General features: G+C 66.5%; 26 protein-coding genes. 17 read left to right on the top strand and 9 right to left on the bottom strand.

Annotated elements, in window-relative coordinates:
- Nucleotides 1–38 precede the first annotated feature (38 nt).
- Complete coding sequence (locus AC1DZT_RS17250; RefSeq protein WP_478007885.1) at nt 39–1121, bottom strand: alkene reductase; 1083 nt, start codon at nt 1119–1121, stop codon at nt 39–41.
- Nucleotides 1122–1396: 275 nt separating this feature from the next.
- Here AC1DZT_RS17250 and obgE point away from each other — a divergent pair, with 275 nt between their 5' ends.
- The 3 genes from obgE (at nt 1397) to AC1DZT_RS17235 (ending at nt 4864) form a co-directional block, all read left to right on the top strand.
- Nucleotides 1397–2422, top strand: coding sequence for a GTPase ObgE (gene obgE / locus AC1DZT_RS17245; protein ID WP_478007884.1), 1026 nt, complete (start codon nt 1397–1399; stop codon nt 2420–2422).
- Between the two features lie 5 nt (nt 2423–2427).
- Nucleotides 2428–3534, top strand: coding sequence for a glutamate 5-kinase (gene proB, locus AC1DZT_RS17240; protein WP_478008037.1), 1107 nt, complete (start codon nt 2428–2430; stop codon nt 3532–3534).
- A gap of 70 nt (nt 3535–3604) precedes the next feature.
- Nucleotides 3605–4864: a glutamate-5-semialdehyde dehydrogenase gene (locus AC1DZT_RS17235; RefSeq protein WP_478007883.1), complete on the top strand. Its 1260-nt coding sequence runs from the start codon at nt 3605–3607 to the stop codon at nt 4862–4864.
- Between the two features lie 21 nt (nt 4865–4885).
- Here the strand turns inward: AC1DZT_RS17235 and AC1DZT_RS17230 are convergent, their stop codons facing one another.
- Nucleotides 4886–5482, bottom strand: coding sequence for a histidine phosphotransferase family protein (locus AC1DZT_RS17230; protein ID WP_478007882.1), 597 nt, complete (start codon nt 5480–5482; stop codon nt 4886–4888).
- 24 nt (nt 5483–5506) lie between these two features.
- Here AC1DZT_RS17230 and AC1DZT_RS17225 point away from each other — a divergent pair, with 24 nt between their 5' ends.
- The 3 genes from AC1DZT_RS17225 (at nt 5507) to olsA (ending at nt 7399) form a co-directional block, all read left to right on the top strand.
- Complete coding sequence (locus AC1DZT_RS17225) at nt 5507–5704, top strand: DUF3553 domain-containing protein (protein ID WP_478007881.1); 198 nt, start codon at nt 5507–5509, stop codon at nt 5702–5704.
- A gap of 82 nt (nt 5705–5786) precedes the next feature.
- Nucleotides 5787–6572 (top strand): L-ornithine N(alpha)-acyltransferase, encoded by a 786-nt coding sequence (olsB, locus tag AC1DZT_RS17220; protein ID WP_478007880.1) that lies wholly within the window; start codon nt 5787–5789, stop codon nt 6570–6572.
- Nucleotides 6569–7399, top strand: coding sequence for a lyso-ornithine lipid O-acyltransferase (olsA, locus tag AC1DZT_RS17215; protein WP_478007879.1), 831 nt, complete (start codon nt 6569–6571; stop codon nt 7397–7399). Before olsB ends, olsA begins: the two co-directional genes overlap by 4 nt.
- 4 nt (nt 7400–7403) lie before the next feature.
- On the opposite strand, the gene AC1DZT_RS17210 is transcribed toward olsA, so the two are convergent.
- The gene (locus AC1DZT_RS17210; protein WP_478007878.1) at nt 7404–8024 is read right to left on the bottom strand and encodes a thiamine phosphate synthase; all 621 of its coding nucleotides are present in this window, start codon (nt 8022–8024) and stop codon (nt 7404–7406) included.
- 135 nt (nt 8025–8159) lie between these two features.
- Between AC1DZT_RS17210 and AC1DZT_RS17205 the strand changes: the two genes are divergently transcribed.
- The 4 genes from AC1DZT_RS17205 to AC1DZT_RS17190 all read left to right on the top strand — a co-directional run bounded on the left by AC1DZT_RS17205 (nt 8160) and on the right by AC1DZT_RS17190 (nt 10682).
- Complete coding sequence (locus tag AC1DZT_RS17205; protein WP_478007877.1) at nt 8160–8897, top strand: RNA methyltransferase; 738 nt, start codon at nt 8160–8162, stop codon at nt 8895–8897.
- A gap of 209 nt (nt 8898–9106) precedes the next feature.
- Entirely contained in the window at nt 9107–9448 is a 342-nt protein-coding gene (locus tag AC1DZT_RS17200) for a VOC family protein (RefSeq protein ID WP_478007876.1), read from the top strand.
- Between the two features lie 70 nt (nt 9449–9518).
- The gene (gene map / locus AC1DZT_RS17195) at nt 9519–10268 is read left to right on the top strand and encodes a type I methionyl aminopeptidase (RefSeq protein WP_478007875.1); all 750 of its coding nucleotides are present in this window, start codon (nt 9519–9521) and stop codon (nt 10266–10268) included.
- Between the two features lie 27 nt (nt 10269–10295).
- Complete coding sequence (locus tag AC1DZT_RS17190; protein ID WP_478007874.1) at nt 10296–10682, top strand: ester cyclase; 387 nt, start codon at nt 10296–10298, stop codon at nt 10680–10682.
- A 24-nt stretch (nt 10683–10706) separates the two neighbouring features.
- Here AC1DZT_RS17190 and AC1DZT_RS17185 read toward each other — a convergent pair whose 3' ends face one another.
- From AC1DZT_RS17185 to AC1DZT_RS17170, 4 genes are all read right to left on the bottom strand, one after another.
- Nucleotides 10707–10925, bottom strand: coding sequence for a DUF6500 family protein (locus AC1DZT_RS17185; RefSeq protein ID WP_478007873.1), 219 nt, complete (start codon nt 10923–10925; stop codon nt 10707–10709).
- Nucleotides 10926–11036: 111 nt separating this feature from the next.
- The gene (locus AC1DZT_RS17180; RefSeq protein WP_478007872.1) at nt 11037–11366 is read right to left on the bottom strand and encodes a hypothetical protein; all 330 of its coding nucleotides are present in this window, start codon (nt 11364–11366) and stop codon (nt 11037–11039) included.
- Nucleotides 11367–11390: 24 nt separating this feature from the next.
- Complete coding sequence (locus AC1DZT_RS17175; protein WP_478007871.1) at nt 11391–11570, bottom strand: hypothetical protein; 180 nt, start codon at nt 11568–11570, stop codon at nt 11391–11393.
- 73 nt (nt 11571–11643) lie between these two features.
- A complete protein-coding gene (locus AC1DZT_RS17170) occupies nt 11644–12474 on the bottom strand; it encodes a class I SAM-dependent methyltransferase (protein ID WP_478007870.1) in 831 nt (276 codons plus the stop codon).
- Nucleotides 12475–12600: 126 nt separating this feature from the next.
- Here AC1DZT_RS17170 and AC1DZT_RS17165 point away from each other — a divergent pair, with 126 nt between their 5' ends.
- From AC1DZT_RS17165 to AC1DZT_RS17145, 5 genes are all read left to right on the top strand, one after another.
- Nucleotides 12601–12762 (top strand): hypothetical protein, encoded by a 162-nt coding sequence (locus AC1DZT_RS17165; RefSeq protein WP_478007869.1) that lies wholly within the window; start codon nt 12601–12603, stop codon nt 12760–12762.
- A 317-nt stretch (nt 12763–13079) separates the two neighbouring features.
- Nucleotides 13080–13340: a hypothetical protein gene (locus tag AC1DZT_RS17160; RefSeq protein ID WP_478007868.1), complete on the top strand. Its 261-nt coding sequence runs from the start codon at nt 13080–13082 to the stop codon at nt 13338–13340.
- A gap of 414 nt (nt 13341–13754) precedes the next feature.
- On the top strand, nt 13755–14906 hold the full coding sequence (gene ctaA / locus AC1DZT_RS17155; RefSeq protein WP_478007867.1) for a heme A synthase: 1152 nt from the start codon (nt 13755–13757) through the stop codon (nt 14904–14906).
- Nucleotides 14903–16381 carry a carboxypeptidase M32 gene (locus tag AC1DZT_RS17150; RefSeq protein WP_478007866.1) on the top strand — a complete coding sequence of 493 codons (1479 nt, stop codon included), beginning with the start codon at nt 14903–14905 and terminating at the stop codon, nt 16379–16381. Before ctaA ends, AC1DZT_RS17150 begins: the two co-directional genes overlap by 4 nt.
- Nucleotides 16378–17562 (top strand): MFS transporter, encoded by a 1185-nt coding sequence (locus AC1DZT_RS17145; RefSeq protein WP_478007865.1) that lies wholly within the window; start codon nt 16378–16380, stop codon nt 17560–17562. The genes AC1DZT_RS17150 and AC1DZT_RS17145 overlap by 4 nt, the downstream gene beginning before the upstream one ends.
- Here the strand turns inward: AC1DZT_RS17145 and AC1DZT_RS17140 are convergent.
- Both AC1DZT_RS17140 and AC1DZT_RS17135 read right to left on the bottom strand, forming a co-directional pair.
- Complete coding sequence (locus tag AC1DZT_RS17140; RefSeq protein ID WP_478007864.1) at nt 17559–18344, bottom strand: enoyl-CoA hydratase; 786 nt, start codon at nt 18342–18344, stop codon at nt 17559–17561. The genes AC1DZT_RS17145 and AC1DZT_RS17140 overlap by 4 nt on opposite strands.
- 24 nt (nt 18345–18368) lie before the next feature.
- Entirely contained in the window at nt 18369–18749 is a 381-nt protein-coding gene (locus AC1DZT_RS17135) for a bactofilin family protein (protein WP_478007863.1), read from the bottom strand.
- Between the two features lie 169 nt (nt 18750–18918).
- Between AC1DZT_RS17135 and AC1DZT_RS17130 the strand changes: the two genes are divergently transcribed.
- Nucleotides 18919–19896, top strand: coding sequence for an agmatinase (locus AC1DZT_RS17130; RefSeq protein ID WP_478007862.1), 978 nt, complete (start codon nt 18919–18921; stop codon nt 19894–19896).
- A gap of 83 nt (nt 19897–19979) precedes the next feature.
- Nucleotides 19980–21635 carry an amidohydrolase gene (locus AC1DZT_RS17125; RefSeq protein WP_478007861.1) on the top strand — a complete coding sequence of 552 codons (1656 nt, stop codon included), beginning with the start codon at nt 19980–19982 and terminating at the stop codon, nt 21633–21635.
- Nucleotides 21636–21840 lie beyond the last annotated feature (205 nt).

Raw genomic sequence — 21840 nt, 5'->3', positions numbered from 1 at the left:
CGCGGGGCCTTTGCAATTTCGGGGTAAGAATCGAAACCTCAGGCCGCCGCGTAATCGGTATAGCCCACCGGACCGGGGGTATAGAAGGTCTCGGCATTCGGGGCGGCGAGCGGCGTGCCCGCCTTCAGCCGGTCAACGAGGTCCGGATTGGCGATGAAGGCGCGGCCGATGCCGACCAGATCGGTCTTGCCAGCCTCCACCGCCGCCTGACCCGAGGCGAGATCGAAGCTGCCGCCCACGAAGAAGGTGCGCGTCCAGGTGGCGTGCAGGGCGGCAAGGAAATCGGCCGGGATCGGCGGGTTGCCCATCGCGGCATGGTCGACGACATGCAGATAGACCAGACCGATGGCATCCAGCGCCTTGGAGAGGGCAAGATATGTCTCGTCCAGCTCGGCATAGGGCGACATGCCCGAGGCCATGCCATAGGGCGAAAGCCGGATGCCGACCTTTTCGGCGCCGATGGCCGCGGCGACGTCCTGCGCCACTTCGACGACGAACTTGATCCGGTTGGCGACCGAGCCGCCATAGCCATCGGTCCGCTGGTTGGTATGCGGGCTGAGGAATTGCTCCAGAAGGTAGCCATTGGCGCCGTGCAGCTCGATCCCGTCAAAGCCCGCGGCCACCGCGTTCTTCGCACCGGTGACGAACTCGGCCTTGGCCTGGGCGATGTCGGCGGCGGTCATCTCGACCGGCACCGGATAGTCCTGCATGCCCTGTGCGTCGGTGTACATCTGGCCGGCCAGCGCCACCGCGCTCGGCGCCAGGACGCGGGCGCCTGCGGGCATGTTGGCCGGATGGCTCACGCGGCCGGTGTGCATCACCTGGGCGAAGATCGTGCCGCCCTTGGCCTTGACGGCAGAGGTCACGGCGGCCCAGCCGGCGATCTGCGCCGGGGTCCAGAGGCCGGGCTGGCGGGCATAGCCGCGCCCGTTCGGCGCGGGCGAAATCCCCTCGGTCACGATCAGCCCGGCCGAGGCGCGCTGGCCGTAATAGGTCGCCATGATCGCGGTCGGCACGCCATCGGCATCGGCGCGGCAGCGGGTCATCGGGTTCATGACAAACCGGTTGGCCAGTTTGTGCGGGCCCATCGCATAGGGTTCGAAGACAGAGATCGTCGGCATGTGGTTTCCCTTTTCAACGCATTCCGCGCCATCAGTGGAAGACCGGATGCGCCGCGACAATGGCCCCGGGCGGCGTCAGCCCTGTGCAGCGCCGCACCGAGAGCGGGCTTGAAATCGCCCCGCAGGACCCCCATTTAGCGCCGTTCGCCCGGGCCCCCGCGGTTTCGGGCATGCCAATCCCTGCGCGGCACGCGTTCTGGATGCAGCAGAAGGCTTGCACCTTTGGTTTCTTGGGTCTATCGGCTGATGCGTCCCCTTATATCGGTTTTTCGCCCATGAAGTTTCTCGACCTCACCAAAGTATTCATCCGCTCCGGCGGCGGCGGTGCGGGCTGCGTGTCCTTCCGGCGTGACAAATATGTGGAATTCGGCGGCCCGGATGGCGGCGACGGCGGCCATGGCGGCTCGGTCTGGGCCGAGGCGGTGGAGGGGCTGAACACCCTGATCGACTACCGCTACCAGCAGCATTTCTTCGCCAAGTCCGGCCAGCCCGGCATGGGCAGCCAGAAGACCGGCAAGACCGGCGAAGACATCGTGATGCGCGTGCCGCTCGGCACCGAGATCCTCGACGAGGATGAAGAGACGGTACTGGCCGACCTGACCGTGCCCGGCCAGAGAGTCTGTCTGGCCGAGGGCGGCAATGGCGGCTGGGGCAACCTGCGCTTCAAATCCTCGACCAACCGGGCGCCAGCCCGCGCCAACCCAGGTCAGGAAGGCGTCGAGCGGACCATCTGGCTGCGGCTGAAGCTGATCGCGGATGCGGGTCTGCTCGGTCTGCCCAATGCCGGCAAGTCGACCTTCCTTGCCGCCGTCTCGAACGCCCGGCCGAAGATCGCGGATTATCCTTTCACCACGCTGGTGCCGAACCTTGGCGTCGTGGGCGTGGATGGCAGCGAATTCGTCATGGCCGATATCCCCGGCCTGATCGAGGGCGCCTCGGAGGGTCGCGGCCTTGGCATGCAGTTCCTCGCCCATGTCGAACGCTGCAAGGTGCTGCTGCATCTGGTCGATGGCACCTCTTCCACCATCACCAAGGATTACCGCACGATCGTTCACGAGCTGGAGGCCTATTCCGAAGTCCTCGGCGACAAGCCGCGGATTCTGGCGCTGAACAAGGTCGATGCGATGGATGCCAAGCAGATCAGCGACCGCCGCCGCGCCCTTGAAAAGGCCAGCGGCGGCGAGGTGCATGTCATCTCGGGCGTCGCGGGCCGGGGCCTGCAGGACGTGCTGCGCGAGATCCATGCCCGCATCAAGGCGGGCAATGCCAAACCCGAAGAGGTGACGCCGTGGCGGCCCTGAGCCATATTGCTGCCCCCGATATCAGGACGGCCCGCCGTCTGGTGGTGAAGATCGGCTCCGCCCTTCTGGTGGATGCGAACGGCTTGCGGCAGGGCTGGCTTTCCGCGCTGGCGATGGATGTGGCCGAGGCCAAGGTGCGCGGCACGCAGGTGGTGCTGGTCTCCTCCGGCTCGATCGCGCTGGGGCGCAAGGTGCTGGGGCTCGGCACCGGGCCCCTGACGCTGGAACAGTCGCAGGCTGCGGCGGCGGTCGGGCAGATCCGGCTGGCCCGCGCCTATGAGGAGGTGCTGGCGCCGCATGGCATCATCACCGGCCAGGTTCTGGTGACGCTGGAAGACACCGAGGACCGCCGCCGCTATCTGAACTCGCGCGCGACGATGGAGACCTTGCTGGGCCTTGGCGTCGTGCCGATCGTCAATGAAAACGACACCGTGGCGACCGACGAGATCCGCTTTGGCGACAACGACCGGCTGGCCGCGCAGATCGCGGTGACGGCGGGGGCGGATATGCTGATCCTGCTGTCGGACGTCGACGGCTTCTATTCCGCCAACCCGAAGGAAGACCCGACGGCGCAGCGCTTTGATCTGGTCCAGAAGATCACGCCGGAAATCGAGGCGATGGCGGGCGACCCGATTTCCGGCCTGTCGAAGGGGGGCATGAAGACCAAGCTTCTGGCCGCCAAGACCGCGGTGGCGGGGGGTTGTGCCATGGCGATCATGGAGGGTTCGACCCTGCGGCCGCTCTCGGCGCTGGCCAATGGTGCCAACCGGACCTGGTTCGTGGCGATCAGCGACCCGCAGGCGGCGCGCAAACGCTGGATCAATGCGATGAAACCGCGCGGCGAGCTGATGCTGGACGCCGGGGCGGTGAAGGCGATGGCCCAAGGCAAGAGCCTTTTGCCCGCCGGCGTGACCGCGGTCACCGGCAGCTTCGGCCGCGGCGACCCGGTGGCGATCGTCTCGCCGGAGGGGGTTGTGCTGGGCAAGGGGCTGGTGCGCTATACCGCCGTCGAGGCCAAGGCGATCGCCGGGCACCGCTCGGGCGATATCGAGGCTATTCTGGGCTATCAGGGTCGCGCGGCCCTGGTGCATCGTGACGATATGGTGATCTGATCCCCAGCGCCGGGGGCTTCACGCCCCCGGACCCCCGTGGGATATTTGGGTCTGAATGAAGGGGTGAAGGATGGACGGGCAGTTCTCCGATCTGATGGATGACATTGGCCGCAAGGCGCGGGCGGCTTCGGCGGAGCTGGCTTATGCCAGCCAGGAGCGCAAATACGCGGCGCTGGTCAGCGCGGCGCATTTCGTCTGGGAAAGCCGGCAGGCGATTCTGGACGCCAATGACGAGGATATGGCTTACGGCGCGGCCAAGGGGCTGAGCCCGGCGATGATGGACCGCTTGCGGCTGGACGATCACCGCCTGCACGGCATCGTCGACGCGCTGCGCGCCGTGGCCGAACAGCGCGATCCGGTGGGACGGGTTCTGGCCGAGTGGGACCGCCCGAACGGGTTGCACATCCAGCGGGTTGCGACGCCTTTGGGCGTGATCGGCGTCATCTACGAAAGCCGGCCCAACGTGACGGCGGATGCCGGGGCGCTGTGCCTGAAGGCCGGCAATGCCGTGATCCTGCGCGGCGGGTCGGAGAGTTTCCATTCCTCCGCCGCCATCCATGACTGCATGGTGCGCGGCCTGCGCGAGGCGCGGCTGCCCGAGGCGGCGATCCAGCTCGTGCCGACGCGCGACCGCGAGATGGTCTCGGCCATGCTGACGGCGACCAACTATATCGACGTGATCGTGCCGCGCGGCGGCAAGGGGCTGGTGGGCCTGGTGCAGCGCGAGGCGCGGGTGCCGGTCTTTGCCCATCTGGAAGGGATCTGCCACGTCTATGCCGACAAGGACGCCGATCTGGAAAAGGCGCGGGCCGTGGTCCTGAACGCCAAGACGCGGCGGACCGGGGTTTGCGGTTCGGCCGAATGCCTGCTGATCGACTGGAAGTTCTACACCCAGCATGGCGGCGTCCTGATCGAGGACCTCCTGAAAGCCGGGGTCGAGGTGCGCACCGAGGGCGAGCTTCTGAAGATCCCCGGCACGGTGCAAGCCAGGCCCGACGATTTCGGGCGCGAGTTCCTCGACATGATCATCGCGGCCAAGCTGGTCGATGGCGTGGACGAGGCGATGGCGCATATCCGCAAATACGGATCGAGCCACACCGAAAGCATCCTGACCGAGAATGACGAGACGGCGGCCAAGTTCTTCCAGCGGCTCGATTCCGCGATCCTGATGCGCAACGCCTCCACCCAGTTCGCCGATGGTGGCGAGTTCGGCATGGGCGGCGAGATCGGCATTGCCACCGGCAAGCTGCATGCCCGCGGCCCGGTCGGCGCCGAGCAGCTTTGCAGCTTCAAATACCTCGTCACCGGCAACGGCACGATCCGTCCGTAAGCGGATCGGACCCGGCAGCTTTCAGAAGCTGAGCTTGATCGTGGTCTGGCCCAGTTCCGCCGACAGGCGGTACTGGCGGCGGGTGATCTCTTCCGCCGCCAGTGGGAAATGCACGACGGCGGGGGTGATCTCGGGGTCGGCGGTGGGATCGGCCAGCACCGCCCAAAGCGCGGGTTCCAGCCGCAGCTTGGGCGCCTCGCCATGGATCTGCCAGCGCCCGCCATCGACCGCCACGGTGATCTTGCCGCCATAGGCCATCGCACTTTCAAGGCACATCAGCAGAAGGAAGGCGATCTTCACCTCGCCCCGCAAGAGATCAGGGCCGGAGTTCCATTCGATCGACAGCCGCCCGCCCCGCGTCATGTCCGAGATGATGCTGGCGACCTCGGACCGCCCCAGCCGCTGTTCGCCCTGCGCCGCCCCGAAGGCCACGCGGAAGAACCGGATGCGGGCATTGGCATGGCCGACGCTTTCCGAAATCAGCGCCATTTCCGGCCCGTGCCCCCCGGCCTCCATCATCAACAGCTCCAACCCATTGCCGATGGCGCCAATCGGGCTGATAAGGTCATGGCAGATACGCGACCCGAGCAGTGCGGCAAGGTCTGATTTGTCTGACATGGTCATCCTTTCGCGGAGGCTTCGATGCGGCCCAATATGTCATCTGGACTGGAACCGGGTATGCTTGTGCGTCACCCCTCGGAAGCGGATTGGGGTCTTGGTCAGGTACAGTCTCTCATAAATGGTAAATGCACCGTTAACTTTGAAAACCGGGGCAAGGTGGTGATTGACACCAACCATATCACGCTCATCGCGGATTTCTCCACCGGACCGTCGCCGTGAAGACAATTTGTCGCGAGTTTGTGTCACTTGACCCTCATGTCAAGCTGAGCCACCCTTTTCTGACCTTGATGCGCCGGACCCGATGACCCTTGATGCTGCTGCCCTGACCCTGCGTCTGGCCCGTGATGCCAGAGACCTGCGCGCCGCCCAGAGGCTGCGCTACGAGGTCTTCGTGACCGAACTTGGCGCCTCGGGACCTCTGGTCGATCACGAAAACCGGCTGGAGGCGGATGAGTTCGACCCCTATTTCGACCACCTCTTGCTGATCGACAACCGCCGCGATCCGGCGACCCTGTCGGATGTGGTGGGGGTCTACCGTCTGTTGCCGCCGGAAAGGTTTGCCGCGGCGGGACGCTATTACTCCGAAGGCGAGTTCGACCTGTCGCGGCTGAAATCCAGCGGGCGGCGCCTGTTGGAGCTGGGGCGGTCCTGCGTCCACCGCGACATGCGGGGCGGGGCGGCGATGTTCCTTCTGTGGAACGGGCTGGCCGAATATGTGCTGGAGCGCGGGATCGAGGTGCTGTTCGGCGCGGCCTCGTTCCACGGCACCGATGCGGCGGCCCTGGCGCAGCCCCTGTCGCTGCTGCACCACCTGCACCGCGCGCCCGAGGCCTTGCGCGTCACGCCGCAGCCGGCCCAAGCGCTGGACATGGACCTGCTGCCCGAAGGGGCGCTGGACCGGGCCCGGGCGATGGCGGGGATTCCGGCCTTGATCAAGGCCTATCTGCGGCTGGGCGGCTTCGTCTCGGACGGGGCCTGGATCGACCGGGCCTTCAACACGATCGACGTGTGCCTCGTGATGGATACGGTCCGGATGAGCGGCAAGCACCGCGATTTCTACACGCGGAAATCGGGGCGCGAGGGATGAGCGACTGGCTCTCGGCCCGCCCGGCGCCTCGGCGGATCGGGCCGGGCGGCTGGCTTCGGGTCGTCTGGCGCGGCGGCTTCCTGGCGCTGGTGGCCTATGGCGGGCTGGCGGTTCTGCTGCTCTTGCGGCTGGTGGAGCGGCCGCTTTTCGGCGCGGCGCGGCCCTGGACGCCGCATATCACCCAAGCGGTCTGCCGGGCCGCCTTTCGCATCCTTGGCATCGGCCAAAAGGTGACGGGCCAGCCGATGACGGCGCCGGGGGCGATGGTGGCCAACCATGCCTCCTGGCTGGATATCTTCACCCTGAATGCCGCGGCGCGGATCTATTTCGTCGCCAAGTCAGAGGTCGCCGGCTGGGCCGGGATCGGCTGGCTCGCCCGCGCCACCGGCACCGTCTTCGTCACCCGCAAGGGCGCCGAGGCCAAGCGCCAGCAAGAGGTCTTCGAGGCGCGGCTGGCCGCCGGCCATCAGCTTTTGTTCTTCCCCGAGGGCACCTCGACCGATGGCTTGAGGGTGCTGCCCTTCAAATCCACCCTCTTCGCCGCCTTCTTCACCGCCGAGGTGCCCGAGCCTCTGCAGATCCAGCCGGTGACGGTGACCTATCACGCGCCCGAGGGCGTGGATGCACGGCATTACGGCTGGTACGGCGACATGGATTTCGCGCCGCATCTTCTGATGGTGCTGGCCGATCCGCGCCCGGGACGGGTCGAGGTGCTGTTTCACGCCCCCGTGCCGGTGCATGCCTTCCCCGACCGCAAGAGCCTCGCCGCCTATTGCGAAAGGGTGGTCCGCACCAGCCATGTCGGCGCAGACTCCTCGGGGCCGTGAGGCCTTAGAGGATCGGCTTCAGAAGGGTCTTGAGGGCGGCGAGCGGGTCTTCCGCGCCCCAAATCTCGGGCCCGACGGCGAAAAAGTCGGTGACCGGGGCAAAGCTTTCGACCAGTTCGGCGGTCAGCGCGCCTTCGGCAACGACCGGGACCTCGATCATCTCGGTCCACCATTCGAAAAGGTCGCGCGGCGCCTGCGTGCCAAGGCCAAGCCCCGCCGCGCCGATCGGGCCGAAGGAGACGTAATCCGCCCCCGCCTCGCCCGCCGTCATCCCCTCGTGCCGCGTCGCGCCGCAATATGCGCCGATGATCGCATCCGCGCCAAGGTCCTTGCGCAGGCTGCGCACGGCGCGGGCGCCGTCGGTCAGGTGGATGCCGTCAAGCCCGTGGCGTTCGACGAAGAGGACGTGGTTCTCGATCATGATGGCCACGTCGCGGGCATGGGCGACCAGACGGCAGGCATCGGCGGCGCGGCCGATCTCGTCGGTGTCCTTGGTGGCCAGGGTCAGCCGCAGCGCCGCGATCTCGACCCCGTCCATCACGCGGGCCAGGGCGGTGGGGAACGTGTCGAGGTCCAGGCTCGGCGGGGTGATGAGGGTGATCTGCGGGCGGTCCTGATTGGCCAAAGCGGGCTCCTTCGCGGTGAATGCGCCCGTTTAGCCTAAAGTCGGGCGCTTGTCAGGGGTAGGTTTCGCGGGGGTATGCTTGTCAGGTGCGGCGGGGTGGCGTATCTGCGGCGGGTCGCAAAGAGAGGCCTGCAGATGATACCCCCCGTTTTCGTTTTGGTCCGCCCGCAGATGGGCGAGAATATCGGTGGCGCCGCCCGGGCCATGCTGAACTTCGGGCTGGAGCGGATGCGGGTCGTGGCGCCGCGCGACGGCTGGCCCAACCCGAAGGCGGTGGCCATGGCGAGCGGGGCGGGGCGGGTCTTGGACCATGCGGGCCTGCATGACGATCTGGACGGGGCGCTGGCCGATTGCGACTTTGTCCTCGCCACCACGGCGCGGGGGCGCGAGCTGACCAAGCCCGTCTACACGCCCGAGGCCGCGATGACCCTGGTCCGCGAGATGGCTTCGGCCGGCAAGAAGGTCGCGATCCTGTTCGGGCCGGAGCGGGCCGGCCTTGAGAACGAGGACATCATCCGGGCCAATGCGATCGTGACGGTGCCGGTCAATCCGGAGTTCTTCAGCCTCAACCTCGCCCAATGTGTCCTGCTGCTGGCCTATGAATGGCGGCGCCAGACGGTGGAAGTGCCGGGCATGGTGATGGAAATGGCCGGGGCGGACCTCGCCAATGCCGGGGAAATCGCCGCTCTGGCAGGGCATTTCGAGACCGAGCTGGACGGGGCGGGCTTCTTCTTTCCCGAGCTGAAGGCCCCCAAGATGAAGCAGAGCCTGCGCAACATGTGGTCGCGGCTGGGGCTGACCCGGGCCGAGGTTCAGACCTTTCACGGGATGCTGCGCCAGATCGCCTACCGGCTGAAAAAGCAGGGGGAGTGAAGGGGATTGCACGCGTGCAATGTCGGGTAAGACATTGGTTTTGCTGCGTTGTGGGAAATTTCTTCATGTGTTGTTAACCGGGGCTGGCGGCAGGAGCGGGGGCTCACCCCCGCACCCCGAGGATATTTATGGACCAATGAAAGGGGGGGCGGATTGAAAAACAGGGAAAATCAGGCTAGAACATAATAGCAACTTTTGGGAGGGGCGCCATGTCTGATCTGAAGATTGACTATGTGGAATTTGCCAGCGGCGATCTGGCGGCGAGCAAGGGGTTCTTTGCCCAGGCCTTTGGCTGGAGCTTTCTTGATTACGGGCCGGGGTATCAGGCCTTTGCCGATGCGGGGATCGACGGGGGAATAGATGGCTCGGGGTCCGCACCGGCGGGGACGGCGCTGGTGATCCTCAAGACCGGCGATCTGGAGGCGGCCCTGGCGCGGGTCGAGGCGGCGGGCGGCGTGGTGACCAGGGCGATCTTCAGCTTTCCGGGCGGGCGGCGGTTCCAGTTCCGCGCGCCGGGCGGGATGGAGATGGGCGTCTGGTCGGAGCTTTGAGGCGGCTTTCGCGCGACAGGGCGGCGGGCAGGCCCTATGCTGACGGGACAGCGGATGCGAGGGGGCAGATATGACGATCACCCAGGACGGCGAGCTTGACGGGTTGAAGGTGGTTGGCCGGATCGTCGCCAATACGATGCAGGCGATGGCGAAAGCGATGGAGCCGGGCATGACGACCCGCGAGCTTGACGCGATTGGCCGGGCCTTGCTGGAGCGGGAGGGGGCGGTTTCGGCGCCCGAGGCGACTTATGCCTTTCCGGGAGCGACCTGTATCAGCGTCAATGAAGAGATTGCGCATGGGATTCCGGGGGATCGCGTGATCCGCGCCGGGGATCTGGTGAATATAGACGTCTCGGCCAGCAAGGACGGTTTCTTTGCCGACACCGGGGCGACGTTCCGGCTGGGCGCGGTGCGGCCCGCGTTGGAGCGGCTCTGCCGCGATGGGCGCAAGGCGATGCAGATCGGCGTGGCAGAGGTGGGCGCGGGCCGGCCCCTGGCCGGGATCGGCAATGCCATCGGCCGCTTTGCGCGGGCCGGGGGCTATACGCTGATCCGCAACCTTGCGAGCCATGGGGTGGGGCGCGCCCTGCATGAGGAACCGGGCGAGGTGCCGACCTGGCCCACGCGCGGCGACAAGCGGCGCATCCACCGCGGGCTGGTGCTGACGGTGGAGCCTTTCCTGTCGCTCGGCGGGCTTTGGGCCAATGAGGGGCGCGACGGCTGGACGCTTTATGCCGAACCCGCGGCCCCGGTGGTGCAGTATGAACATACGGTGGTGGCGACCGAGAAGGGCGCGATCGTGGTGACGTTGCCGGGGTGACTGGCGCGCCGCTGAAACGGGGAAGTGATGACACCGCAGGACCTTTCGCAGTTCTATCAAGGCTATATCGATTGCCTGAATGCCCGCGACTGGGGCCGCCTCGGCGGCTTTGTCCATGACGCGGTGGTGCATAATGACCGGCCGCTTGGCCTTGCCGGCTATCGGGCCATGCTGGAGGGGGACGTGCATGCGATCCCCGATTTGCGCTTTGCCATCGGGTTGAGCGTGTCAGAGCCGCCGATCCTCGCCGCGCGCCTGCTGTTCGATTGCCGACCCACCGGGGTGCTGTTCGATCTGCCGGTTCATGGCAAGCGGGTGACATTTGCGGAACACGTCATCTACAAGCTGGAGGCGGGCAAGATCCGCTGGGTCTGGTCGCTGATCGACCGGGCCGCGATTGCCGCGCAGATCTGACCGGGGGCGGCGCTGCGGCCAGGGTCAAAGCCCCGCGGAGAGCATGTCGCGGATGACCACGGCTTTCACGAAATGGTCGAGCCTGTGGGTCCTGATCCACCATTCCGCCGCTTCCATCAGAAGCTCTGGATCGTCGTTCTTGTTGGCGAAGAAGGCATAGAAGGACAGGCCGACCCCCGCGCCCTTGCGTTCGATCTTGTCGGTGCAGATCGCGATGGCTTTCTGCCGCAGGCTGGGCCGCATCGGTCTTCTCCCCTTTTCGGACGGACTAGCACGGGGAGGTGGCTTTGGGAACGCGGGAGGGGGGTGCGCGGGTGAAGGGCGCGCTTGTGCTGATCTTGCCGGGGCGAGGGGTCAGACGCGATGCAGCACGAAGCCGTCCGGGTGGATTTCCCAGCGACCTTCGTCGGAGAGCTCCTCCGGGATCGGTGTCGCGGGCGCGAGGCCGGACACATGGAGCCTTTGCCATTCCGGGAAATGTTCGATCATCCCCCAGATCATGAAGCAGAAGGCCTCTTCGGTGGAGCCGTAACGCGCCGCATGGAACAGGGCGCTGTCGCGGTCGAGCGATGCCCCGGCCGCCTCGAACCAGATGCGGTTGGCCGGGCTGTCCACGATCCAGACCGCTTCGCCGGTCGGGCCGGAGAAGGCGCTGTCGAAGATGGCGTGGAGATCCGTGGTCAAAGGCTGCACCGGGTCATCATGGGATCACACCTTCACGCGAAAAACCGGTGCAGGTCGAAATTCGCTTTCGCCCTTAGCAGCGGATCGCCCGTCGCGGTCGCGGGCATTCACCTCGGCCCCGGCGCTGATCGCTGCGGCAAGCTCTGGCAGGCTGCGGCGCATGACCGCCCCGTGAAGGGCGTCGATATCGCTCCGGTCGGGCATCGGCCGATCTTCCTTTTCGTCCCTACCCTTGAGACAGGGACCGGCAGGCCCTTGTCAACCCGGCACCGCAGCCTCAGCCCGGCTTGCGGCAAAGAACCTGGATCGGGTGGGTGCGGCCCTCCGCGATGTTGCGCGCGGCGTTCACCGTCTTGGCGGGCGCCGTCGGGCCGAGGAGGATGTGCAGGCCGAAGGCGGGCGCCTTGCCGCTTTGCGCCAGGGCTATGGCGCGTTGATAACCGGCGAGGTAATTGGCCCCGGTGTCGGTCACGGCGATATCGGTGAAGCCCGCCGCCTGCAGAAAGGCGACCGTCTGCGCCGGGGTCACGAGATAGGCGCCGCTGCCGTCATCCGACCAGGGCAGGGGGTAGAGGGGCGCTTCGCCCGTGCCAAGCCCATGCTCGGTCAGGGCAAACCAGGCGCCGGGTTTCAGGACGCGGAAGGCCTCGGCGAAGAAGCGGGGCCGGTCGGCGACGTTCATCGTGACATGCTGGCTGTAGCCGCCGTCGAAGCTTTGGTCCGGATAGGGCAGCTGCTGGCCGTCGCCCAGAACGATGGTGACCCGGTCCTGCAGGCCGACCAGGGCAGAGAGCTTGTTGGCGGCCTCGACGAAGGGGGCGGTGATGTCCAGCCCGGAGACGGAACAGTCGAACCTTTGGGCCAGATAGCGGGCGGGGCCGCCGATGCCGCAGCCGATATCGACGAGGTGGTCGCCGGCCCGCACCGGCAGCGCATCTGCAAGGTCGATGGTCGCGGCCAGCCCGCGGGCGTGGAAGTGATCGACGGGGGCAAGCTGTTCGACCGTGACGCTGTCGGGCGAGAGGCCCGCCGCCTGCATCGCGGTCAGGATGCGACCATAAACATCGCCGGTGCCCCAGTGATCGGAAATACTCGGCTGCCCCGCCATCCCCGTCCCTCCGCGCTTTTGTGATGCGGCAGAGTTTGCCGCAACGGTGGTCAAAGATCAACGGCGGCGCGGTCTGGCCGGGGGGGGCAGCGGCGGGACGAACCCCGGCGCACGCACCGCGGTCAGGTGCTGTCGGAGGGGCCTTTCCTGCTGCTGGGCGGAGTTTGGGCAAATGAGGGGCGCGATGGCTGGACGCTTTACGCCGAACCCTCGGCCCCGGTGGTGCAGTATGAGCAAAAGGTGGTGGCGACCGAGAAGGGCGCGATCGTGGTGACGCTGCCGGGGTGAGGGTGTGGTGGAGGCAATGTGGACTTAGCGGTCATTCGCTGCGTTGTTCAGCTTAAACTCGCAGCACCAGCGGGGACGGCGTAGATGGCGGAAAACAGCGGGTCGGCAGTGCAGTGCCGCAACTCCGTCTCTACGCCCGTGGTGGAAAGTGCGTGTTAAGGATGACTTTGGGAAGCGAGTTGGGGGAGCGAACTATGCTGTCGCCGTGTAGAGTTGAAGGAAACGCGAACCGGCTTGAGGGGGGTGGATAGTTGAGTTCACCTACCTTATGTTCGTTAGCTAAGAAATAACACACTAAGAAATTTTAGGGGATGTCCGTGAGCCAAAAGGCAAGCATGGTCTGTGCTGTCAACATCGACTACGTATTTGAAGTTGGAGCGCTTGGATTATTTGTTGTCTTCGTAATTTCAATCATTGACCCGACCTCGCGCGAAACAATTATTAAAAGGATATCTATGCAGGACCCGTTTGAAATTTACAAGAATCCCCACAACGTTCGTTACTGGATTGCTATTGCTTTTTCGATAGCGCTCCCTGCAGTTTTTCTTTTCCTTCAGGATGGCTGCAATAAGCACTGACTGAACAGCCGTTCTCCGGTTCTATTCTCATAGTAGTTTTGACTGGCTCGTTAGCCCGAGCGTCTCCTACGGATATTTCACAAATGGACAGAAAGTTTACGAGGTAGCATCGTTGGCAGGAGGTGGTGGGCACGGCCTATTGCCACTGCGCGTTTATATTGTCCCCGATACCACTTGTTCTACGGTATAATTGCTGAAGCGCCCGACACAGGAAGTAACGAGCACGAATGGCAGGAGAGGGCCGGGTGCGGGGTACACCTGCATGTAGATCGAGCGCGTCATGTTCTGGGCGACCGACCGCTCAGGGCTCAAAGCAGACGCCCGCCGTCCTCACAACCCGGTCACACCACCCGCGCGCCCTTGAAGGCCACCCCTTGGCGGACTAGGGTCCGGGCAGCAATCGAGGGGCTTGGGATGGCGGGCAAGCGCACAATTTTTGAAGAGGTTGGGGCCAAGGGTGCCTCCGGGGCTCCGGTGAAGGCTCCCGCGGGGGGCATGATTGCCACGGCGCCCAAGGGGGCGCGGGGGGCGGTCAGGGTCTGGCTCATGGTGATCTTCGCGCTGGTGGCGGTGATGATCGCGGTGGGGGGGCTGACCCGGCTGACCGAGAGCGGGCTTTCGATCACCGAGTGGAACCCGGTCATGGGGGCCCTGCCGCCGATGAGTGATGCCGATTGGGCCGCCGAGTTCGCCAAGTATCAGGCGAGCCCGCAGGGGCAGATCCTCAACGCCTCGATGGACATGGCGGCCTTCAAGCAGATCTTCTGGTGGGAATGGGGGCATCGCGAGCTGGGGCGGGTGATTGGCCTTGTCTGGGCGATTGGCTTTGGCTTTTTCGCGCTGACGCGGCGGGTGCCGCCGGGTTGGGCGCCGCGGCTGTGGGGCTTGGGCATCCTGATCGGGATACAGGGGGCGATTGGCTGGTGGATGGTGGCCTCGGGCCTCACCGGGGCGATGACCTCGGTCGCAAGCTACCGGCTGGCGGTGCATCTGGGCGGGGCTTTCGTGATCTTCGGCTTCATCGCCTGGTGGGTGTTCCTGCTGGGTCGCTCCGAGACCGACCTTCTGACGGCGCGGCGGAGCGGGGAGCGGAAGTTGTATGGGCTTTCGACCGGGGTGATGCATTTTCTGTTCCTCCAGATCATCCTTGGCGCCCTGGTGGCGGGGATCGATGCGGGGCGGAATTATCCGACCTGGCCGGACATGAACGGGTCCTTCTTTCCGGCGGATGCCTTCGATGTGCCCGGGGTGCCTTTGTGGGCCAATCCGGGGCTGGTGCAGTTCGTCCACCGCATCTCGGGCTATCTTCTGTTTGCCTTCGGGGTGGTGGCGTGGCTGCGGGGGCGCAAGTCGGCCTACAAGGCGACGCGGACCGCCTTCAACCTGATGATGGCGATGCTTCTGGCGCAGGTGGCGCTCGGCATCTTCACCGCGCTGTCGGCGGCGCAGTTGCATATGGCGATCACCCATCAGGTCGGTGCGGTGGTCCTGTGGGTTCTGGTGATCCGGGCGCGGCATATGGCGGCGTATCCGGTGCAAGGCTCGATCCGGAAGGGAACGGCATGACGAACAACCACGCTTACGAGCAGTTGATGGCGTTTCAGCGCCAGACCGAGGCTTTGGGTCTGGTGGCCGAACGGCTCGGCTGGGATCAGGAAACCATGATGCCGCGGGGTGCCGCCGAACAGCGCGGCGAGGAGATGGCGGCGATGGAGGGTGTGATGCATGCCCGCCGCACCGACCCGCGCATCGCCGACTGGCTGGAGGTGGCGGACCCGCAGGATGCCGAGGGGCAGGCGCAGCTGCGGCTGATCCGGCGCAGCTTCGTGCGGGCGACCAAGGTGCCCTCTGATCTGGCGCAGAAGCTGGCGCAGGTGACCTCGGTGGCACAGGGCGTCTGGGCCGAGGCGCGGGCCAATGACCGGGTGGAGGATTTCCTGCCGACGCTGCGCGAGGTGATCGACCTGCGCCGGCAGGAGGCGGCCTGTCTGGCGCAGGGTGGCGATCTTTACGACGCGCTCTTGGACGATTACGAGCCGGGCGCCACGGCGGAAAGCATCGGTGCGATGTTCGGGCGGATGCGGCCCAGGCTGGTGGCGCTGCGCGAGGCGGTGCTGGCGCGGCCCGCGCCGTCCCCCCTCAGCGGCCATTACGGCGAGGCGGCGCAGCTGCGGCTGGCGCGCGACCTCGCCTCGACCTATGGCTATGACTGGAGCCGGGGGCGGATCGATCTGGCGGTGCATCCCTTCAGTTCAGGTTCGGCCAGCGACAGCCGGATCACCACGCGGGTGGTCGAAAGCGATCCCTTCAACTGCATCTATTCGACCATCCACGAGGTCGGCCATTCAAGCTATGAGCTGAACATCGACCCCGATTACAAGCTGACGCCCCTGGGGCGCGGTGTCTCGATGGGGGTGCATGAAAGCCAGAGCCGGATCTACGAGAACCAGATCGGCCGCGGCCGCGGCTTCACCGAATACCTTTACGGCGAGATGAAGGAGCGGTTCGGCGCGCTGGGCGTCAAGGATGCCGATTCCTTCTATCGGGCGGTCAACCGGGTGCAGCCGGGCTTCATCCGGACCGAGGCCGACGAGGTGCATTACAACCTGCACATCATGATGCGCTTTGATCTGGAACGCGCGCTGGTGCGCGGCGATCTGGCGGTGGGCGATCTGGAAGGCGCCTGGAACGACCGGTTCCTCAAGGACTTTGGCGTCAAGGTCGACCGTCCGGCGCATGGCATGTTGCAGGATGTGCATTGGTCGGTCGGGCTCTTCGGCTATTTCCCGACCTATACCCTGGGCAATGTCTATGCCGGCTGCCTCTGGCAGGCCTTGCAGGCGGCGGTGCCGGGGTTGCAGGGGCAATTGGCCCGGGGCGACACCTCGCAGGCGGTGGCCTGGCTGCGCGAGAACCTGCAGCGCCACGGCGGCTTGCGCAGCCCGCGCGAGACCATCGCCACGGCCTGCGGCTTTGCGCCCTCGGAAGAGCCGCTGCTCGCCTATCTCGAAGCCAAGTTCGGGGCGCTGTACGGGTTGTGACACGACAGGAAAGCCTGGCGGTCTGGCTTCTGGCGCTGGGCCTGCTGTTGATCTACGCCGGGGTCTACTATGCCTTTCCGGCGGTTCTGCCCGAGTTGCAGGCCGAAACCGGGTGGAGCAAGGCCGACCTCGCGCTGGGGCCGACGCTGTCTTACCTCGTGATGGCCGCCATGACGCCGGTCACCGGGCGGGTGATCGACCGGGGCCATGGCGGGGCGATGCTGGTGATCTTTCCGGTGATGGCGGCGCTGGGCGTGGCGGCCCTGGCCTTCGTGCAGACGCGGGCCCTGTGGTGGGCGGTCTGGGCCATGCTGGGCGTGGCGCAGGCGGGGTGTCTGTACGAAAGCACCTTTGCGCTGCTGACCCGGCGGATGGCGCATCACACCCGCATCGCCATCACCCGGATCACCCTGGTGGCCGGACTGTCGGGCACGATGACCTTTCCCCTCGGCCATTGGCTGGCCGAGCGGTTCGGCGGCCAGAATGCCTATCTTGGCTTTGCGGCGCTGACCCTGTTTGGGACCGTGCCGCTCAACCTTCTGGCGATGCGCCTGTTGCGCGGGCCCGAGGTGGCGCGGGCGGTGGAGGACCGCACGGGTGCCCTTGCGGCGGCGCTGCGGCGGCCCGCCTTCTGGGGCATCGCGGCGGTCTTTGCCCTGGTCGGGCTGAACCACGGCATCCTGATCACCTATATCCTGCCCCTGCTGGAGGAGCGCGGGATCAGCCGGCAGGCGGCGACGGTGGCGGCGGCCTGCATCGGGCCGGCGCAGCTGGCGGGGCGGATGATCTTGGTGGTGGGCGGCACGCGGATCAGCAACGGGCTGGTGACCAAGCTGGGCCTCGGCATGGTGGTGCTGGCGGCGGCGCTGCTGGCGTTGGCGGGGCTTGCGCCCGAACTGGTCTTTGCGGTGGTGGCCGTGCAGGGCGCGGGCGTGGGGCTGATGTCGATCATGCGGCCGATGCTGATTGCCGAGGTTCTGGGGCGGCGCGGTTTCGGTGCCATCTCGGGCGCGGTGGCGGTGTCACCGATCCTCGCCTCGGCCGGGGCGCCGGTGCTGGGCGCCTACCTTCTGGACCGGGCCGGGGCCGGGGCGATCTACCTGAGCCTGATCCTCTTTGCGGTGCTGGGCCTTGGCCTTGCCCTGATCCTGCTGCGCAGAAGGCCGGTGCTCTCGGCTTAGCTCCAGTGTGGCGGGCGCTTGTCGAGAAAGGCGTCGATGCCCTCGGCGGTGTCGGCATCCAGCAGGTTGGCCACCATCGCCGCCCCGGCCGAGGCATAGGCCTGATCGAGCGGCAGGCCGGATTGCGCGGCAAAGGCCGCCTTGCCAAGCGCCAGGGCCGAGGGGAGTTTCTGCGCCAGCTTGCGCGCCAGATCCATCGCCGTGGCCTCAAGCGCCTCGGGCGCCGCAACGCGGGTGACGAGGCCGAGCGCCTGGGCGCGCGGCGCATCGAGAAAATCGCCGGTGGCGGCCAGTTCGAAGGCGGCGGCGGGGGCGATCTTGCGCGACAGGGCGACGATCGGGGTGGAACAGAAGAGGCCGATGTTGACGCCGTTCACGCCAAAGCGGGCGGTGTCGGCGGCCACGACCATGTCGCAGCTGGCGACCAGCTGGCAGCCGGCGGCGGTGGCGATGCCCTGGACCGCGGCGATCACCGGTTTGTGCATGGTGGCGATCTTCTGCATCACCCGGCCACAGGCGTCGAAAAGGGCGGCAAAGGCCGCGGCCCCGCCATCGGGCGCGGCACGAGCCCCCTGGATCTCGCGCAGGTCATGGCCGGCGCAGAAGGCCTTGCCCTCGGCCCGGATCAGCAGAACCCTGAGGGCGGGATCGGCGGCGATGGCATCCAGCTCCGCCTCGAGGGCTGCGAGCATCGCATTGGACAGGGGGTTGAGCCTGGCCGGCTGGTTCAGCACCAGCACGGCCACCGGGCCCTCATCGGCGCGCAAGAGGATCTGGGTCATCCGTGCCTCCGGCGCTTGTGGCTCTCAGAGCTTGTTCATCGCGAACTTGCCCTCGATCGAGGCGCCGCTTTCGATCATCAGCGTGGTATACAGCACATCGGCCTGCACTTCGGCCGAGGCGCGCAGGGCAAAGCCGTGGGTTGCGACCGAACCGTCGAGCTTGCCGCGCACTTCGACATTCTCGGCCGAGACGGTGCCGGAGACACGCCCCTCGGCGCCGATGATCAGGCCCTTGGAGGTGACATTGCCCTCGACCTCGCCCAGGACTTCGATCGTGCCGGTCGAGGAGATTTCGCCGGTGATCCGCAGATCGGCGGCGAGAACGGAGCGGTTGGAATTGCCGGCGCCGCGCTGCGGCGCAGCGGGAGCGGGCGGCGGGGTGGGGTCGGCGGATTTGCTGAACATGTGGTCTGTCCCTGGGTGGTTGGAGGGATAAGGACCGATAGGGCGGGCGCGGTCAAGTGGTGGATGGGTTCGGGGGCTGTTTCGCGCCAGAAGGTGTCGCCCATTGGCCAGCAGGCGGGGGGCGGGGCTGCTTGACTGCGGGGGATGGAGAGCGACAGGAGACATGATCATGGCGGGCGACCCCTTCTTTCAACCGGTGTCGGGCTTTGACCTGCCGCGATTCGCCGGCGTGCCAAGCTTCATGCGGCTGCCGGTGGTCGATTTCGACCACCCGCGCTTTGCCGAGGTGCAGATCGCCCTGGTCGGCGCGCCCTGGGATGGCGGCACGACCAACCGCCCCGGCCCGCGCCACGGGCCGCGCCAGCTGCGCGATCTGTCCACCATGATCCGGGCGCAGAACGGCTCGACCTGGGTGGCGCCCTTCGCCCTGGCCAATTGCGCCGATGTGGGGGACGTGGCGCCGAACCCGGCGGACCTGATGGACAGCCTGGCGCGGATGGAGGCCTTCTACACGCGGCTGCGCAAGGCGGGGGTTCTGCCGCTGACCGGCGGCGGCGACCATCTTTGCACGCTGCCGATCCTGCGCGCCCTGGGCAAGGGCCGGCCGGAAGGGCAGAAGCTGGGCCTGATCCAGTTCGACAGCCATACCGACCTCAACGACGTCTATTTCGGCACCGGCAAATACACCCATGGCACGCCGTTCCGCCGCGCGATGGAAGAGGGGCTGATCGACCCCAAACGCTATGTCCTGGTGGGCATCCGCGGCACGGCCTATGGCCGCGAGGACTGGGATTATGCCGCCGAACAGGGCATCCGCATCATCGGCATCGACGAATTCCACCGCCGCGGGGTCGAGGATGTGATGGCCGAGGTGCGCGAGATCGTGGGCATGGGCGAGACCTATGTCACCTATGACATCGACTTCGTCGATCCGACCTTCGCGCCGGGCACCGGCACGCCCGAGGTGGGCGGCCCGAACTCCTGGCAGGCGCTGCAGGTGGCACGGGCCTTGCGCGGGCTGAATATCGTGGGGGCCGATCTGGTCGAGGTCTCGCCCCCCTTCGACCAGGCGGGGGGCACGGCCTGGCTGGGGATCAGCCTGATGTTCGAGATGCTCTGCGTGATGGCGGAGCGGCTGGCGAAGTAGGCCTGCGGCCGGCGGAGGCCGGGGGGCTCTGCCCCCCTGGACCCCCCCGGGATATTTGAAGACCAATGAAAAGGAGAGCCGCTGTGCAGGCAGAGATGATCATCACCGGCGCGCAAGTGCTGACCATGGATGAAGCGAAGCCCCGGGCCGAGGCGGTGGCGCTGGCGGGGGGCAAGATCCTTGCGGTGGGGAGTGCGGCAGAGGTCATGGCCTTGCGCGGCCCCGAGACGCGGGTGATCGAGGCGGGCGGGCGCAGTCTGCTGCCGGGGTTCTTCGAAAGCCATATGCATCTGTTCGGCGGGGCCGAGCTCAATCACCTGCAATTGACCGGGGTGCATGGGATGGAGGCGCTGAAGGCGGCCTTCCACGCCTATGCCAAGGGGCGCGATGGGTTCCTCATGGCGGAGGGGGCGGATTATGCGCTGCTGCCGGGCGGGGTGACGCGGCAGGCGTTGGACGAGATCTTTGCCGACCGGCCGATTGCGATCCGCGCGATGGACCATCACACCGTCTGGGCCAACACGATCGCCTTGCAGCAAGCGGGTCTGCTGCATGGGGCGGAGATGCCGCATGGCCATGAGGTGGTGATGGGCGCGGATGGGCTGGCTTCGGGTGAGCTTCTGGAGTTCGAGGCCTTCGATGCGATCCTGGCGCTGGCCGGGGTCTCCCGCATGTACCTTGCCATCGCGCGGGGGGCGGAGCCTGCCACCTGGCCCAGCGATGCCGAGCGGGCCATCGACAAGGACCATATCGCACGCGGCATGGCGCATTGCGCGGCGCAAGGGATCACCAGCCTCGTCACGATGGACGGCAGCCTTTACACGCTGCAACTTCTGGCCGAGATGCGCGCGGAGGGCCGTCTGACCCAGCGCGTCAAGGTGCCCTTCCACATGAAGCCGGAAATGGACCTCGCGGAACTGGAGCGCGCCAGTGCGATGACGGCGGGCTATGCGGATGAATGGCTGTCGTCGGGCTTCGTCAAGATGTTCATGGATGGCGTGGTGGACAGCCGCACGGCCTTCATGCTCGAGGATTATCCCGGCGTACCGGGGCACCGCAGCTTTCCGCTGTTTGCCCCCGACCGCTTCAACGAGGTCTGCGTCGAGATCGACCGCCGCGGGTTGCAGATCGCCGTCCATGCCATCGGCGACGGCGCGGTGCGCCAGACAATCGACGGTTACGAAGCGGCCGCCCGCGCCAATGGCAAGCACGACCGCCGCCACCGCATCGAACATATCGAGCTGATCAACCGCAGCGACGTGCCGCGCCTTGCCGCGCTGGAGATCACCGCCAGCCTGCAACCGCCGCATCCGCCGGGGGCGATGGATTTCCCGATCGGCGCGATGGAGACCGTCTTCGCACCGGAGCGCTGGAAGGACGCCTACCTCTGCCGCGATCTGGCCGAGGCCGGGGCAAGGGTGGCTTTCGCCTCGGACTGGCCGGTGGCGGATGTCTCGGTCCTGCGCGGGCTGCAGGCCAACGCGACCCGGCCTGCCTATGCGGGGGGCACGGCGCAGGGCCTGGACCGGATGGCGGCCTTGCACGCCTATACCGCAGGCGGGGCCTTTGCTGCGCATATGGAAACAGTGACGGGGAGGCTGCGCCCCGGCATGGCCGCCGATCTTGTGCTGATCGACGGCGATATCGAGCAGGTGGCGGATGCGGCGATCGGCAGTCTGGGAATCGCTTTGACGGTCTGCGGCGGTCGAATCACGCATGAAGTTGCTGGATTCGTTTGAGTTATCCCCAGATTTTGGGTTGCGTGGGGTGTTGTGGGGTTTGGGGTGGATTCGCCGGGTGAGTCGGTTGGCGGCGAAGCGCTCAAAAAGTTCAAGTTTTGTTGGGGCTGACAAGAAATCGTCATGAAGGGTGTTTTTTTCGCTTGCGGGTTTTGTGGTGTTTCCCTAAATACCGCCTCACCGAGACGCAGACGACGCCAGACGG

The organism is Rhodobacter sp. P1_C2 (assembly GCF_056406375.1).
The sequence above is the reverse complement of the archived record's forward strand: the minus strand, read 5'-3'. Positions and strand labels throughout refer to the sequence as shown.

What these genes read in the sequence shown, in the direction of transcription:
- AC1DZT_RS17250 (WP_478007885.1), bottom strand. Translation starts at nt 1,121, where the DNA reads ATGCCGACGATCTCTGTCTTCGAACCCTATGCGATGGGCCCGCACAAA.
- obgE (WP_478007884.1), top strand. Translation starts at nt 1,397, where the DNA reads ATGAAGTTTCTCGACCTCACCAAAGTATTCATCCGCTCCGGCGGCGGC.
- AC1DZT_RS17235 (WP_478007883.1), top strand. Translation starts at nt 3,605, where the DNA reads ATGGACGGGCAGTTCTCCGATCTGATGGATGACATTGGCCGCAAGGCG.
- AC1DZT_RS17230 (WP_478007882.1), bottom strand. Translation starts at nt 5,482, where the DNA reads ATGTCAGACAAATCAGACCTTGCCGCACTGCTCGGGTCGCGTATCTGC.
- AC1DZT_RS17225 (WP_478007881.1), top strand. Translation starts at nt 5,507, where the DNA reads ATGCGGCCCAATATGTCATCTGGACTGGAACCGGGTATGCTTGTGCGT.
- olsB (WP_478007880.1), top strand. Translation starts at nt 5,787, where the DNA reads ATGACCCTTGATGCTGCTGCCCTGACCCTGCGTCTGGCCCGTGATGCC.
- olsA (WP_478007879.1), top strand. Translation starts at nt 6,569, where the DNA reads ATGAGCGACTGGCTCTCGGCCCGCCCGGCGCCTCGGCGGATCGGGCCG.
- AC1DZT_RS17205 (WP_478007877.1), top strand. Translation starts at nt 8,160, where the DNA reads ATGATACCCCCCGTTTTCGTTTTGGTCCGCCCGCAGATGGGCGAGAAT.
- AC1DZT_RS17200 (WP_478007876.1), top strand. Translation starts at nt 9,107, where the DNA reads ATGTCTGATCTGAAGATTGACTATGTGGAATTTGCCAGCGGCGATCTG.
- map (WP_478007875.1), top strand. Translation starts at nt 9,519, where the DNA reads ATGACGATCACCCAGGACGGCGAGCTTGACGGGTTGAAGGTGGTTGGC.
- AC1DZT_RS17190 (WP_478007874.1), top strand. Translation starts at nt 10,296, where the DNA reads ATGACACCGCAGGACCTTTCGCAGTTCTATCAAGGCTATATCGATTGC.
- AC1DZT_RS17185 (WP_478007873.1), bottom strand. Translation starts at nt 10,925, where the DNA reads ATGCGGCCCAGCCTGCGGCAGAAAGCCATCGCGATCTGCACCGACAAG.
- AC1DZT_RS17175 (WP_478007871.1), bottom strand. Translation starts at nt 11,570, where the DNA reads ATGCCCGACCGGAGCGATATCGACGCCCTTCACGGGGCGGTCATGCGC.
- AC1DZT_RS17170 (WP_478007870.1), bottom strand. Translation starts at nt 12,474, where the DNA reads ATGGCGGGGCAGCCGAGTATTTCCGATCACTGGGGCACCGGCGATGTT.
- ctaA (WP_478007867.1), top strand. Translation starts at nt 13,755, where the DNA reads ATGGCGGGCAAGCGCACAATTTTTGAAGAGGTTGGGGCCAAGGGTGCC.
- AC1DZT_RS17150 (WP_478007866.1), top strand. Translation starts at nt 14,903, where the DNA reads ATGACGAACAACCACGCTTACGAGCAGTTGATGGCGTTTCAGCGCCAG.
- AC1DZT_RS17140 (WP_478007864.1), bottom strand. Translation starts at nt 18,344, where the DNA reads ATGACCCAGATCCTCTTGCGCGCCGATGAGGGCCCGGTGGCCGTGCTG.
- AC1DZT_RS17135 (WP_478007863.1), bottom strand. Translation starts at nt 18,749, where the DNA reads ATGTTCAGCAAATCCGCCGACCCCACCCCGCCGCCCGCTCCCGCTGCG.
- AC1DZT_RS17130 (WP_478007862.1), top strand. Translation starts at nt 18,919, where the DNA reads ATGGCGGGCGACCCCTTCTTTCAACCGGTGTCGGGCTTTGACCTGCCG.